Origin of the sequence: Streptomyces sp. NPDC046557 (assembly GCF_040645975.1) — a bacterium.
In the GTDB taxonomy this organism is placed as follows: domain Bacteria; phylum Actinomycetota; class Actinomycetes; order Streptomycetales; family Streptomycetaceae; genus Streptomyces.
In genome coordinates, this window is record NZ_JBEYZH010000023.1 from 24,454 (window position 1) to 38,285 (window position 13,832).

Below are 13,832 nucleotides of genomic sequence, written 5' to 3' on the forward strand. Positions count from 1 at the left end.
GGAGCTGCTTTGTGTCTGAGGGTCCCGGCCCGGGGGCCGTCTACGCCCAGGCTATTTGCCGTCCGCCCGGGCCGTGGCGTCGATCGCGGCGAGCGAGCGGCGGACCTGGTTGCGATCCGTGGTGTACCAGAAGTCCGGCAGCGTGGCGCGCAGGAAGGTCCCGTAGCGCGCCGTGGCCAGCCGCGGGTCGAGTACGGCGACGACACCCCGGTCCCCGGTCGCCCGTACGAGTCGGCCCGCGCCCTGGGCCATCAGCAGGGCGGCGTGGGTGGCCGCGACCGCCATGAAGCCGTTGCCGCCGTGCTCCTCCACCGACTTCTGTCGGGCGCTCATCAACGGGTCGTCGGGGCGGGGGAACGGAATCCGGTCCATGATCACCAACTGGCAGCTGGGACCGGGGACGTCGACCCCCTGCCACAGGGACAGCGTCCCGAAGAGGCACGTCTCGGGGTCCGCCGCGAACGTCTTGATCAGCTCGCCGAGCGTCTCCTCGCCCTGGAGCAGGATCGGGTTGTCCAGCCGCCCGCGCAGCTCCTCGGCGGCGGCCTTGGCGCCGCGCATGGAGGAGAACAGCCCGAGGGTGCGGCCACCGGCCGCTTCGATCAACTCCGCCAGCTCGTCCATCATGTCGCCGCGGGTCCCCTCGCGGCCCGGAGTGGCCAGGTGCTTGGCGACGTAGAGGATGCCCTGCTTCGGATAGTCGAACGGCGAGCCGACATCCAGGCCCTTCCACACGGGCTCGTCGTCGCCTGCCACGCCTTCCGGCGAGAGGCCGAGTGAGCCCGCGACCCCGTTGAAGTCGCCGCCGAGCTTGAGCGTCGCGGAGGTGAGGACCACCGAGCGGTCCTCGAACAGCTTGTCGCGCAGCAGGCCGGAGACGGAGAGGGGGGCGACCCGCAGGGTGGCGCCGAACCGGTCGTGGCGTTCGTACCAGACGACGTCGTACTCCGAGCCGAGCACGATCCGCTCCGCCACCGAGTGGACGCTCTCCACCGCGGCGAGAGCCTGCTTGCGGACGGCATCCTCGTCCTGGAGGGACTTGTCGCGGGTGGAACCGATCGCGGAGATCACATTGCGCGCCGCGTCGCGCAGGGACATCAGCGCGTACCCGAGGTCTTCGGGGACCTGCTCCAGCCGGCCGGGCAGCGCCAGCTCCATGACGCGTTCGAACGACTCCGAGGCGGTCTGGAGGGCGTCGGCGGTCTTCTCGTCGACCAGTTTGGCGGCGCGCTTGACGGCCCGGTTGACCTGCCCCGGGGTGAGTTCGCCGGTGGCGACGCCGGTGACGCGGGAGACGAGTTCGTGCGCCTCGTCCACGATCAACACCTCGTGCTGGGGCAGCACGGGGGCTCCCTCGATCGCGTCGATCGCGAGCAGGGCGTGGTTGGTGACGACGACATCCGCCAGCTTGGCGCGCTCGCGGGCGGCCTCGGCGAAGCACTCGGCTCCGTAGGCGCATTTCGTGGCGCCCAGGCATTCGCGGGACGAGACCGAGATCTGGCCCCATGCCTTGTCGGAGACGCCCGGCGTCAGGTCGTCCCGGTCGCCGGTCTCGGTCTCGTCCGCCCAGTCCCGCAGGCGCAGCAGATCCTGTCCCAGCTTGCTCGTGGGCGCGGCAGCTTCGAACTGGTCGAAGAGGCCTTCCTCCTCGTCCTGTGGCGCACCCTCGTGGAGGCGGTGCAGACACAGGTAGTTGGAGCGGCCCTTGAGCATGGCGAACTGCGGGCGGCGGCGGAGCTGCGGATGCAGCGCCTCCACCGTCCGGGGCAGGTCGCGCTCCACGAGCTGCCGCTGGAGGGCCAGCGTCGCGGTGGCGACGACGACGCGTTCGCCGTGCGCAAGGGCCGGCACCAGGTAGCCGAGGGACTTACCGGTGCCGGTGCCGGCCTGGATCAGCCGGTGGGAGTTCTCGTCGATCGCTTCGGCGACGGCTTCGGCCATGGCCACCTGGCCGGGCCGCTCCGTGCCGCCGACGGCGGAGACGGCGGCATGCAGCAGGTCGGGGAGGGAGGGCTTCGTCATAGCACTGCCAACCCTACGGGGCCACACCGACAGGAGCCGCATCGCCGACGGATCACGGTCGGTGGAGGGGGTTCGCAACGGTCCCGTGGGTGACCGCGTGCGGGCGGTCCGGGCGGTCGCGGTAGCCGTCCTCGTGGAGCCGGTTCCGGTTGAGGCAGAGCCGGTCGATCCGCTCGGTGAGCAGGTCGAACAGTTCGTAGCGGTCCTTGAGCTCGGGGAAACGGGCCTGATGGCGCAGGATCTCCGCCCGGACGAGGGACCAGAAGTCGCTCTCGGGTACTCCCAGCCGGTCCTCGCAGATCGCGGAGAGATAGCGGAACACCCCGACGAAGAGTCCGGAGTGGATGAACTGCGTGAGGTAGGCCGGGGGCTCCGTGAGCAGGGCGGCGCGGACGTCGGCGGGCATCGTTTCGTGTTCGGGCAACGGCTCCCGGCTGATGTTGACGTCGTCCACGAAGTCCTTGACGGCGAGCCGGACGGGGACGTCGCCCTCGTCGAAGATCACGATGGTGTTCTCGCCGTGCGGGGAGAACACGGTGCCGTACCGATAGAGGAAGTGGAGCAGCGGCGGCAGCAGGGCGGCGAAGAGCCGTTGGAGCCACACGTCGGGGGCCAGTCCGGAGCGGGCGACGAGCTCGGCGGTGAAGGAACGCCCGCGGGGGTCGGTGTGCAGGAGGGACGCGAGCGTACGGGCCCGCTCGCCGGGGGTGAGGCGGCCGGTCAGGGGCTCACGCCAGATCGCTCCGAGAAGCTCCTTGTACTGATACGGGACCTCGGGGAGCCGGTCGTAGACGGGATGGCGGACGGTGACGGAGGCGACCTCGCCGAGGAGGAGGACCCGGCACTCGTCGCGCAGGAACGGGTCCGTGTCCCGCAGGGAGTGGATCCAGGCGGTGACGGCGGGGGCGGCGAGGGTCAGGTCGCAGGGCAGTCCGCGCCACACCATGGTGTTGAGGACGGAGAGCGGCAACTTGACGCTGTGCCGGTCGGGCCGGGTCAGGTTGAGGAAGGTACGGATCGATTGCTGCGGCAGTCGTACGTCGGGATCGGCGGGCAGAGGTACCAGCGCGCCCGAGGCGAGGGCTGGTGCGAAGAGCGGGAGCACTATCTCGTCCCACTGCCAGGGGTGCAGGGGGAGGTAGAGGTAGCCGCTGGGGTCGAGGCCGCGGTCGCGCAGGGTCCGGTCGAAGCCGGCGCGGGTGACGGCGTCCAGCTCGGCGGAGTAGAGGCGCGCGGGGTCCTCCATCCCGGCGGTGCCCCGGTACTCGGCCAGGGAGGTGTGGGCGGCGAGCCAGGGCAGCCGTTGGCGGCTGCGGGATTCGGGTGCCCAGGCGGCGGTGTCGGCCGCCGACATCCCGACGCGGCCCTTGTTGAGCACGAGCCAGGGGTGGCCCGTCTGGTGGCCTTCGAGATCGGCGTAGTCGAGGTCGGCGAGGACGTCGGCCGTGAGCGCGTGGTGGTCGAGGTGGGCGTCGGCGGACAGGGTGGCGCTGAGTTCGCGGACGAGGTGGCCGAGGGTCCCGCCGTCGAGGCCCAGGAGCGTGCGAGCGCGGATCAAGAACTCGAACGGGTCACCGAAGGCGGTCGGCGGTTGGGTGGAGGGGGGTGGCGGAGTGAGGGTGATGGTGCCGCCGTCGACGTGCCAGCTGCCGTAGGAGCGGCGGCGGGCGCGGAAGCCGAGGCTGCTTCCGTCGTCCAGGGTGAGGGTCCAGGCGTCTGGGGTGCGGTGGGTGCCGGAGGGCGCGGAGGCTGGGACGGGGACGGGGACGGGACTGATGATCTCCTCGTACGCGAATTCACCGAGCATCTTGGCGAGCAGCCGGCGGGTGGCGGATTCCCACGTCACGCCGTTGATCTCGGGCGGTGTGCAGGGGTGCTGGGGGGAGGCGGGCACCTCCTCCGAGAAATGGGGGCCTGTGGAGCCTGAGGCGGCGGGGAAATTCGACACGGGACTCCTCGGGTATCGGGAACTTCGGTCCACAGCGCGGAGTTTTCAATTGCAGAGGCGTCGAGCGATGACGATGCGAGGACTGCGGGGCGGCAATCAGAGAAGATTGCGCAGCGCCCGCTCACGGATCATCAGAGCCGCACGCTTCTCAGGGAGGTCGATTTCCGCGGAACAGCGGAAACCGGAGTTCAGGAAGGCTGATACGGAGGGGGTGTTGCGAATGTCCGGTTCGGCGATCACGCGAGCGCAGCGTGGCCGGTTGTCGAACACCAGGTCGGCGACCGCGCGCAGCAGTGTGGTGCCCAGACCGCGGCCGCGGTTCGTGCCGTCCCCGATCAGCAGGTGGATACCCGTGTCGTGGGGACGCGCCGGGTAGTGGCGGGCGAGCGGGTCGAGGTCGGCCCGGTAGATCTCCCAGTAGCTCATCGGCGTGCCGTCGAGGAGGCCCAGGCAGGGAATGCTGCGGCCGTCGCTGTCCAGCTGTGCCCCCAGGTGGGTGGCCGTGGCGGTGGCGGGACCGGCGAGTTCCCAGAAGGCGGCCACCTCGGGGTCGTTCATCCAGCGGGTGAGGAGTTCCAGGTCGCGGTGCGGTCGTACGGGTTCCAGGCGGAAGGTCCCGACCGGTGTTGCGGCGGCGCTCCAGGCAGCCGGTGAGTCGAGCAGGTCCGCCTCGGCGAGCAACGGCAACCGCTGTGCGTTGAACAGCGGTTGGCCGGTTCCCCCGGTGATCGCGACGGTGGCTGCCGCCGTGGCCGTGCGGGTGGGACCGATGGGGGTGCGGGTGGAGGGCATCGGGCTCTTCTCCGAGTCGGTGGGGGCGCGTCGGTCTTTCAGTCGTGCCGTCGTTCGGGCGTTGAACGGTGGGGCGTTGAACGGTGCGGTGATACGGCGTTCAGGCGTGGAGGGGGTTGGTGATGGTGACGTAGACGGACTGGGTGTCGACGGGGCCGACGAGCTCGTCGAGGCCGCCCAGGCGGGTGAGCAGATTCGCCTTGCAGCGGAGGGTGGGCGAATCGAGCAGAAGCGCGGGGAGCGGACCGAGACGAGACGCCTTGCCTAGGAATCGGCGGAAGGCTGCGAGCAGGACGCGTTCGTCCGCGAGGCGCTGTGACCCGAAGGCTCCGATGAGGCCGAACACGTTGTTGATGCCGAGGTAGTAGGCGAAGCGTTCGTCGGTGACGGCGTCGGAGACGAATGTGTCGGACGCGTCACCGACGCCGGGCAGCCGGGATTGCAGTTCCGCGCGGTGGGATTCGCGGAAGTAGTAGCCCTGGTTGTCGCGGTAGCGGCCGCCGATCGGCCAGCCGGCCGGGTCGAGGAGCACGAGGGTGTTCTGCTGGTGGGCTTCGAGGGCGATGCCCGCGAGTGCGTCGAAGGCGAGGACCGGTTGGACGACGTGGTCGAGGTAGCGCAGGAACCACTCGGCGGCGACGGCCGGGGTGGGGCGGCCGGTGGACGCGGCGAGTCGGGAGATCGTCTCGGCGAGCCGCGAGCGCATCGTGGTCCGCCCGGGCCACGGGCGGGGAGCGGTGAGTGCGGCGATGCAGACGGCGTCGTCGCCGGAGCGGAAGGGGTTGTGACGCAGGAGGGCGTCGAGTCCTTGGACGGGCAGGCCGCCGGGCGTGTCGACGGCGACCCAGGCGGGGTCGCGGACGATGTCGAAGCGGGGGTGGGCTGCCTGCCATTCCTCGGCGAGACCGGTGCGCAGGAGCCGGTGCACCTCCACTCCGCGGTGGAGTTCTTTGCGGAGGTTCTCGCGGCGGGAGTTGGTGATGCGCAGGCCGAGGGACAGCTTGAGCATCGCGGGGGCGCCGGGGCGGTGGACGGTGCGGACGGAGGAGGTGGGGTACCAGGGGTCGCCGTACGGGCCCAGGTCGGTCAGGAGTCCCGCGTCGCGCAGAGCGGCGACGGCGGGGCGGTGGAGCAGGTCGCGGGCCTGCCAGGGGTGAAGGGGCAGGGGGGTGGTTCCGGCGGGTAGCGGCAGGCCGGGGGCCAGGCCGGCGAGGAGCTGAGCGGCGCGGACGGGTCGGCCGCGTTCGGTCCAGGCGGAGTCGGTGGCGAGCACGGAGGGGGCGATCGCGAACCAGTGCAAGGGGAAGGAGCCGTGCAGTTCGGGTGAGTAGCGGCGTACGTCGGCTTCCGAGAGTCCCTCACGGCTCTTCGGGTCGGGTTGGAGGGGGTGACCGAGGAGGAGCGACTGTTCGGCGGTGAGGAAGCGGTTTTCGGCGATCGGGGCGGGCGCGGTGGGGCGTTGACGCCGATCGGCGATGAACTCGGTGGTGCGGCGTACCGAGTCGGCGACCCGGCCGACGAGGTCCGCGGCGCGGCCGGTACCTTCCCGGGCGATGAGGGCGGCGAGGGTGACGGCGTCCAGGGCGGGGGCGTCGGCCGGAGCCCCTTCGAGGCGGGCGGGGGCGAAGCGGTGCCAGCCGGTAGGGGACCAGTGCCGGACGGCGACGAGCAGGACTACACCGGATGCGGGGAGGGGGATGCGCAGGAGGGTGCCGAGGGGCCCGTTGGGGCGGCCGACGCCGCTTTCGCGGACCCAGCAGCGCAGCAGGTTCTCCACCGTCGCGGCCTCGGCGGCGATTCCGGGGTCCGGGTGGTCCAGCAGGTCGGGCAGTGCGGTCGGGTCCGGGCCGAGGAGGCCGGCTCCGGCCGGACGGGGCCGCAGGGTCGGCCGCTTCTGCCGTGGAACGCCCAGGGCGGCCGGGGCCGTCGGCCGGTGGCGCTCGCCCGGTAGCGCTGCCGCCTGCGCCTCATGGGCGGCGGGACCGGTGTCGGCCGGCGGAGCCGATGCGACGCCGCCGCCGTGCTCGGCGCCGGCTGCCGGGCCGGGGCCGGGTGCCGCCCCGGCACCGGGGCGCTGGGCCGGGTCCGGGCGCTGGGCCGGGTCCTGGCGCTGGGCGGGGTCGGGGAGAGGCGCCTCGGCCGGTGCGGTGGTGGGGGCCGGGCTCGGCGGGGTGCCCTGGGCCGGTGCACCGCCGGGCCCGGGGCCTGGGGCAGCGCCCGGATTCCAGGCACCGGCCGTGGCTGAGCCCCGGTCCGGGTCGGCCCCTGGGGACGGGCTGCCGCCCTGGCGCCCTGCCCCGCCCGCGGCCGAGGTGCCCCAGAGCCCGGGGGCACCCCCCAGGGCCTGGGTGCGGTCCGGGGTCTGGGCGCCCCCCGGGCTCTGGATGCTGTCCGGCGCCTGGGTGCCGGCCGGGCCTCGGTCAGCGCCGAGGCTACGGGCGGTGGCCGGGGGCCGGCCGGCGGCCGGATCGGCGCCCGGCGACGGGTTGCCGTCCCGGCCCGGGGTGGGAGTCGTGGCGGGGGCGAGAGGTGGGGGCGTGCCCGGAGGGGTGGTCGAGGCCGGGACGGCTGCCGGGGGTGGGTTGCCGGCCCGGTGCTCGGCCCCACTCGTGAGCGGGGCCGGGTCGGGGGTGGAGGCCGGGGTGGGGTCGGGCATTGGGGGGTCCTTGGGGGTAGGTCAGCGGGGCCGGCGGGCGGCGGCGGGGATGGCGTCGGTAAGCCGGTCGAGGACAGCTCCGGCCTGCTCGTCGGTCAGCGTCAGCGGCGGCAGGAGACGTACGACGCTGGAGTGACGACCGCCGAGCTCGATGATCAGGCCCCGGTCCAGGCACTCCTGGCGGACGGCCGCGGCGAGCTCCGGGGCGCCGGCGCCGGTGTCGGGGTCGACCACCTCCACGCCGATCATCAGACCGCGGCCCCGGACGTCGCCGACACAATGCTGGTCGGCGGCGAGTTCGCGCAGCACCGTCAGCATCCGCTCCCCCAGCACGGCGGCCCGTTCGGCGAGGCCGTTGCGTCGGACGTAGGCCAGGGTGGCGGTCCCCGCCGCCATGGCGAGCTGATTGCCGCGGAAGGTGCCGGCGTGGGCGCCGGGCGCCCAGACGTCGAGCTCCGCCCGGTACACGATCACGGCCAGGGGCAGACTGCCGCCGATCGCCTTGGACATGACCATCACGTCGGGCACCACCCCGGCGTGGTCGACTCCCCAGAAGGCGCCGGTGCGCCCAACCCCCGTCTGCACCTCGTCCGCGATCAGCGGGATGCCCCGGACTGCGGTGATCTCGCGCATCCGGCGCAGCCATCCGTCCGGCGCGGGGTGGACCCCGCCCTCCCCCTGGACCGGCTCGACGATCATCCCGGCCGGCGCCGGCACCCCACCCTTGGGGTCGTCCAGCAGGCTCTCGGTCCACCGCGCCGACAGCCGCTCCCCCTCGGCCCCACCGACCCCGAACGGACAGCGGTGGTTTTGCGGGAACGGGAGTCGGGCAATCCGTACGTCGCAGGCCCCGCCCGAGACCTCCAGTGCCCCGGCCGTCATGCCGTGGTACGCCCCGGTGAAGGCGAGCAGCCCCGACTTGCCGGTGGCGGTGCGGACCAGCTTGAGTGCGGCCTCCACGGCGTCCGTCCCGGCGGGCCCGCAGAACTGGATCCGGGCGTCCGCCGCGAGTGCGGGCGGCAGGGTCTCGAACAGTTCGGTGGTGAACGCGTCCTTGACCGGGGTCGCCAGGTCCAGCACGTGCAGCGGAGCCCCCGAGTCCAGCACCGACCGGACGGCTTCGAGCACCACGGGGTGGTTGTGGCCCAGCGCGAGCGTGCCCGCGCCGGAAAGGCAGTCGAGGTAACGCCGCCCGTCGGCCCCCTCGATCGTCAACCCCCGGGCGCGCACCGGGACGATGGGCAGGGAGCGCGCGTACGTCCGCGCGGCGGACTCGCGCAACGCCTGCCGGCGCAGGATGCCTTCGGCGGCGGTCGGTACGCCGTTGCCCTGCCGAGGCACCTGTTCGGCCACCGCCGCGTCCCGCGTCGCGACCGCGTCAGGCGCCTCGGCCTCGGCTGCGGCCGGCTCGGTCAAAGGCTCGCTCCACGCCACGAGTGTCGGTCCTCCCGCCCGGAACTCTCGTCCGGATTGCGTCTCGAACAGGAACGCTGCTCCCCCATCCCCCGTACGTACCAACGACGGTGACGGCGACGGATCACGGGTGGGCGGAAGATCCTTGCCCGCTCGGCGGCCGACGGCCGGTGCGGAGGCGGCGAAGGGGAACCGCGGCCCCGCCCTGTGTCGTCCTGAACCGCAGCGGCATAGTGGGGTGCTGTGCCCGGCGGCGCGCGAAGGGGCGCGCCGGCCGCACCGCACCCCGTTCAACGCCTCGAACCACCAGGGGGACTTACGACATGCGACCGAACCGACCGGTCTTCGCGACCCTGTGCGCGGCCGCGCTCGTGCTGACCGCCGCGGCCTGCGGACCCGGTGACGACAAAGCCGGCGGCGATGCCAAGCCGAGCGTGGCGGCCAGCCTGCCGTCCGATTCCACCGGCGGGATCAAGATCCCGGACGACATCAAGGACAGGCTGAAGCAGCACGGCATCGACATGGAGAAGTGGAAGGGGGGTGCGTGGAAGAACTGGAAGCGGGAGGACTGGCTCCGCGAGGCGGGCGACTACATCAACCCGATCATCGAGGGCCTGTGGGACCCGGACCGGATGCGGGACGCCGACAAGACCCCGCAGCCCCCGGCCGTCGACCCGGACGCCGGCAAGGATCAGGGCGTCACCGACCCCACCCCCGCCCCGGTGGAGGCGAAGCAGGCGGCCGCTCCGTACCACGCGAACGTCCCGGCGTCCGGCAAGGTCTTCTTCGACGGCCCGGAAGGGTCGATGGTCTGCTCGGCGACGGTCGTCAAGGACCCCGCCCACCCCGGCAAGTCCAACCTGGTCTGGACGGCGGGCCACTGCGTGCACGCCGGCAAGGCCGGCGGCTGGTACCGCAACATCGCCTTCGTCCCCTCCTACAACAACGCGGGCAAGTCGGCGGCGGCGCTCAAGGGCGCGCCGCGTGACCAGGTGGCCCCGTACGGCGTGTGGTGGAGTGACTGGGCGCAGACCTCCGACCAGTGGATCGCGACCGGTGGCCCGACGGGCGGGGCGGGCGCCCCGTACGACTTCGCGGTGCTGCACGTGACCCCGGAGAAGGGGGCGGGCAAGTCCCTGGAAGAGACGGTCGGTTCGGCGCTCCCGGTGGAGTTCGCGGCTCCGGCGGTGCAGAAGGTCACGAGCATCACCGCGACTGGCTACCCGGCGGCGGCCCCGTTCGACGGTCAGCGGGCGTTCCAGTGCACCGACAAGCCCGGCCGGCTGTCGCTGACGGCCGCCGCCCCGGTGATGTACCGCATCGGCTGCACGATGACCGGCGGTTCCTCGGGGGGCGGCTGGATCGCGGCGGGCGCCGACGGCAAGCCCGCGCTGGTGTCGAACACGTCGATCGGTCCGGCGAAGGCGGGCTGGTTGGCGGGCCCGCGGCTGGGCCCGGAGGCCAAGGGTGTCTACACCGCGGTGAGCGACAAGTTCAAGTAGGCGAAAACGGTGAGGGCCCCCGCCTCGGGCGGGGGCCCTCACTCATGTCCTGCGACCGATCGGGCGGCTCGGACCACACGGTCCGATCAGCCCGGCGGGTCGTTCGGCCCGACCCGTCGGACCGGTCGGACCCCTCGGACCGGTCCGGTCAGTGCTTCGCGGGCACGTACGGCGCCAGGTCCGCCGCCAGTTCCTGGTGGACCCGCGCCTTGAGCAGGGTGCCCTCCGGGGTGTGCTCCTCGGAGATGACCTCGCCCTCGGCGTGCGCCCGGGCGATGAGCGAGCCGCGGGTGTACGGAACCAGGGCCTCGACCTCGACCTCCGGCCTCGGCAGCTCGCTGTCGATGAGCGCGAGGAGTTCCTCGATGCCCATGCCGGTCCGGGCGGAGACGGCGATCGAGTGCCGCTCGATGCGCAGCAGCCGCTGAAGGACCAGCGGGTCCGCCGCGTCCGCCTTGTTGATCACCACGATCTCCGGCACGTTGACCGCGCCGACCTCGCGGATGACCTCGCGGACCGCCGCCAGCTGCTCCTCCGGGGCCGGGTGCGAGCCGTCCACGATGTGCAGGATGAGGTCGGAGTCGCCGACCTCCTCCATCGTGGAGCGGAACGCCTCGACCAGGTGGTGGGGCAGGTGCCGAACGAAGCCGACGGTGTCGGCCAGGGTGTAGACCCGGCCGGAGGGCGTCTCGGCCCGGCGCACGGTCGGGTCGAGGGTGGCGAACAGCGCGTTCTCCACCAGCACACCCGCGCCCGTGAGGCGGTTGAGCAGCGAGGACTTGCCGGCGTTGGTGTAGCCGGCGATGGCGACCGAGGGCACCTTGTTGCGGCGCCGTTCCTGCCGCTTGATGTCGCGGCCGGTCTTCATCTCCGCGATCTCCCGGCGCATCTTCGCCATCTTCTCGCGGATCCGTCGCCGGTCGGTCTCGATCTTGGTCTCACCGGGACCTCGGGTGGCCATGCCGCCACCGCCGCCGCCACCCATCTGCCGGGACAGCGACGCGCCCCAGCCGCGCAGTCGCGGCAGCATGTACTGCATCTGCGCGAGCGCGACCTGTGCCTTGCCCTCTCGGGACTTGGCGTGCTGGGCGAAGATGTCGAGGATGAGAGCGGTCCGGTCGACCACCTTCACCTTGACGACGTCTTCGAGGGCGATGAGCTGGCCGGGGCTGAGCTCGCCGTCGCAGACGACGGTGTCCGCGCCGCTCTCCATGACGATGTCGCGCAGTTCGCGGGCCTTGCCGGAACCGATGAAGGTGGCCGGATCGGGCTTGTCGCGGCGCTGGATCACGCCGTCGAGTACGAGAGCACCTGCCGTCTCGGCGAGCGCCGCGAGCTCCGCGAGGGAGTTCTCGGCATCGTCCACGGTGCCGGAGGTCCAGACACCGACGAGGACGACCCGCTCCAGGCGGAGCTGTCGGTACTCGACCTCGGTGACGTCCTCGAGTTCGGTGGAGAGGCCGACGACGCGGCGCAGGGCCGCGCGCTCGGAGCGCTCGAACTGGTCGCCGTCGCGATCTCCGTCGATTTCGTGGCTCCAGGCGACGTCCTCTTCCATCAGGGCATCGGCCCGAAGGCTCTCGGTGAAGCTCGGCGAGTCCTGCACGTCCTGTGCGTCCCGCGCGTCCTGGGAAGGGGAAGAAGAGGAGGTCATTGGATCCTTACGTCGATTCGAATGCGTCCGCGGGCGGCGGCCGCCGAGGCTGTCGCCGTGCGTGACACGACACGTCGTGACACAGCACTGTCAGGTTCAACGTGTCACACCGCACGGAGATTCCCGTACCCGGGGGCCCGGGCCGGGCGGCCGGGCGGACCGGCCCGTCGATGGTGACATGCCCGTTCGGCGCCCGTCACACGCTTTTCGGGTCTCAGGCCTTCTTCCCCGCCTCGCCCGGCTTCGGGGTACCGGCCGTCTTCGGCGCCTCGGGCGCGCTCCACTCCGGGTGGCCCGGCATCGGCGGGGTGGTCGCCCCGTACAGCCACGGCTTCAGGAACGCTTCGAGGTCCCGTCCGGCCTCCCGTGAGGCGAGGAGTACGAAGTCGTCCGTGCCGGCGGTGGAATCCGCGTGCTCGGCCACCCAGCGCCGCTCGACGCGGTCGAAGGCGTCGGCGCCGATCTCCTGGCGCAGGGCGTACAGGATCAGCGCGGAACCGTCGTAGACCACCGGCCGGAACAGTCCGATCTTCTCCCCGGGCGGGGCCGGCTTGGGGGCCGCCGGAGGGCCGCCGGCCGCGCGCCACTGGTCGGAGCGCTGGTACGCCTCGCGCATGCGCCGCTCCAGGGAGTACTTGCCCAGGCCGTCCGCGTAAAGCGCCTCGTACCAGGTCGCGTGGCCCTCGTTGAGCCACAGGTCGGACCAGCTGCGCGGGCTCACGCTGTCGCCGAACCACTGGTGGGCGAGCTCGTGGACCATGACGGATTCGACGTACCACTGGGGGTAGGTGTTGGCCGTGAACAGGCCGCTCTCGAAGAGGGAGAGGGTCTGGGTCTCCAGCTCGAACCCGGTCTTGGCGCGGGCGATGAGCACCCCATAGTTCTCGAAGGGATAACGGCCGACGCGCTTCTCCATCCACGCGATGTGCTCGGGGGTCTTCTTGAGCCAGGGTTCCAGCCGCTGCCGGTCGGCGGCCGGCACCACGTCGCGCAGCGGCAGCCCGTGCGGTCCGGTGCCGGAGGTGACGGCCGAGGCGCCGATGGAGACCTGGGCGAGTTCTGTCGCCATGGGGTGCCGGGTGCGGTAGGTCCAGGTCGTGGGCGCTCCGGAGCGCCGGCCCGGGACCGTGGCGGGGAGGGTGGCCGGGAGGGTGGCGGGCAGGCCGTTGGCGACGGCGGTGAAGCCGGCCGGGGTGGTGATCCGGAAGGTGAAGAACGCCTTGTCGGCGGGGTGGTCGTTGCACGGGAAGACCCGGTGGGCGGCGTCGGCCTGGTTGGCCATGGCGAGCCCGTCGTCGGTGATCACCCAGCCGCCGTCGTCGCGGCCTCGCGGGTCGCTGGTGTGCCGGACGACGACGCGCATCGGCGTGTGCGCCGGCACCGGTCGCGCGGGGGTCAGTACGAGGTCCTCGCCCGCGCTCTCGAAGCGTGCGGGTTCCCCGTTGATCTCGGCGGACGCCACCGTGCCGTGGGTGAAGTCGAGGTTGACCCGCTCCAGGTCCTCCAGGGCCCGGGCGTCGATGACGGTGACGGCGTCGAGCGGGCTCTTGTTGTCCTTGTACGTGAAGGACAGGTCGTACGAGAGGACGTCGTAGCCGGGGTTGCCGAGCTCCGGGAAGAGGCGGTCGCCGATGCCGAGCGCCTTCGGCGGCGGCAGTACCGCGGCGACGAGGGTGAGGGAGGCCGCGGTGAGCAGCGCGGCGCGCAGGCGGGGGGAGGTGAGCTGCATCCACCATCGCTTACCAGGGCCCGGTGTCCCGTCGCGACCGGCGCGCGACGGGGCCACCCGAACGGGGCCGCCCGGCCGTGGACCGGCCTACGCGCGGACGGGCCCCCGGGAACCCG

At 72.4% G+C, this 13,832-nt stretch carries 7 protein-coding genes and 1 pseudogene; 1 reads left to right on the forward strand and 7 read right to left on the reverse strand.

Annotated features, from left to right (window positions below):
* Window positions 1-51: 51 nt before the first annotated feature.
* From ABZ934_RS27485 to ABZ934_RS27505, 5 genes and pseudogenes are all read right to left on the reverse strand, one after another.
* Window positions 52-2,022 carry an ATP-dependent DNA helicase gene (locus tag ABZ934_RS27485; RefSeq protein WP_361318207.1) on the reverse strand — a complete coding sequence of 657 codons (1,971 nt, stop codon included), beginning with the start codon at window positions 2,020-2,022 and terminating at the stop codon, window positions 52-54.
* A 52-nt stretch (window positions 2,023-2,074) separates the two neighbouring features.
* Window positions 2,075-3,916, reverse strand: a complete 1,842-nt coding sequence (locus tag ABZ934_RS27490; protein ID WP_361318209.1) for an IucA/IucC family siderophore biosynthesis protein — start codon at window positions 3,914-3,916, stop codon at window positions 2,075-2,077.
* A gap of 150 nt (window positions 3,917-4,066) precedes the next feature.
* Window positions 4,067-4,762: a GNAT family N-acetyltransferase gene (locus ABZ934_RS27495; RefSeq protein ID WP_361318211.1), complete on the reverse strand. Its 696-nt coding sequence runs from the start codon at window positions 4,760-4,762 to the stop codon at window positions 4,067-4,069.
* Window positions 4,763-4,862: 100 nt separating this feature from the next.
* Window positions 4,863-6,587: pseudogene (locus ABZ934_RS27500) on the reverse strand (IucA/IucC family protein); the annotation flags it as partial.
* A gap of 852 nt (window positions 6,588-7,439) precedes the next feature.
* Entirely contained in the window at window positions 7,440-8,759 is a 1,320-nt protein-coding gene (locus tag ABZ934_RS27505; RefSeq protein WP_361318299.1) for a diaminobutyrate--2-oxoglutarate transaminase family protein, read from the reverse strand.
* Between the two features lie 395 nt (window positions 8,760-9,154).
* Between ABZ934_RS27505 and ABZ934_RS27510 the strand changes: the two genes are divergently transcribed.
* Complete coding sequence (locus ABZ934_RS27510) at window positions 9,155-10,333, forward strand: hypothetical protein (protein WP_361318213.1); 1,179 nt, start codon at window positions 9,155-9,157, stop codon at window positions 10,331-10,333.
* A gap of 148 nt (window positions 10,334-10,481) precedes the next feature.
* On the opposite strand, the gene hflX is transcribed toward ABZ934_RS27510, so the two are convergent.
* The gene (gene hflX, locus ABZ934_RS27515; protein WP_361318215.1) at window positions 10,482-11,987 is read right to left on the reverse strand and encodes a GTPase HflX; all 1,506 of its coding nucleotides are present in this window, start codon (window positions 11,985-11,987) and stop codon (window positions 10,482-10,484) included.
* A 214-nt stretch (window positions 11,988-12,201) separates the two neighbouring features.
* Window positions 12,202-13,716: a M1 family metallopeptidase gene (locus tag ABZ934_RS27520; RefSeq protein ID WP_361318217.1), complete on the reverse strand. Its 1,515-nt coding sequence runs from the start codon at window positions 13,714-13,716 to the stop codon at window positions 12,202-12,204.
* Window positions 13,717-13,832: the final 116 nt, after the last annotated feature.

What these genes read in the sequence shown, in the direction of transcription:
- hflX (WP_361318215.1), bottom strand. Translation starts at nt 11,987, where the DNA reads ATGACCTCCTCTTCTTCCCCTTCCCAGGACGCGCGGGACGCACAGGAC.
- ABZ934_RS27510 (WP_361318213.1), top strand. Translation starts at nt 9,155, where the DNA reads ATGCGACCGAACCGACCGGTCTTCGCGACCCTGTGCGCGGCCGCGCTC.
- ABZ934_RS27520 (WP_361318217.1), bottom strand. Translation starts at nt 13,716, where the DNA reads ATGCAGCTCACCTCCCCCCGCCTGCGCGCCGCGCTGCTCACCGCGGCC.
- ABZ934_RS27495 (WP_361318211.1), bottom strand. Translation starts at nt 4,762, where the DNA reads ATGCCCTCCACCCGCACCCCCATCGGTCCCACCCGCACGGCCACGGCG.
- ABZ934_RS27485 (WP_361318207.1), bottom strand. Translation starts at nt 2,022, where the DNA reads ATGACGAAGCCCTCCCTCCCCGACCTGCTGCATGCCGCCGTCTCCGCC.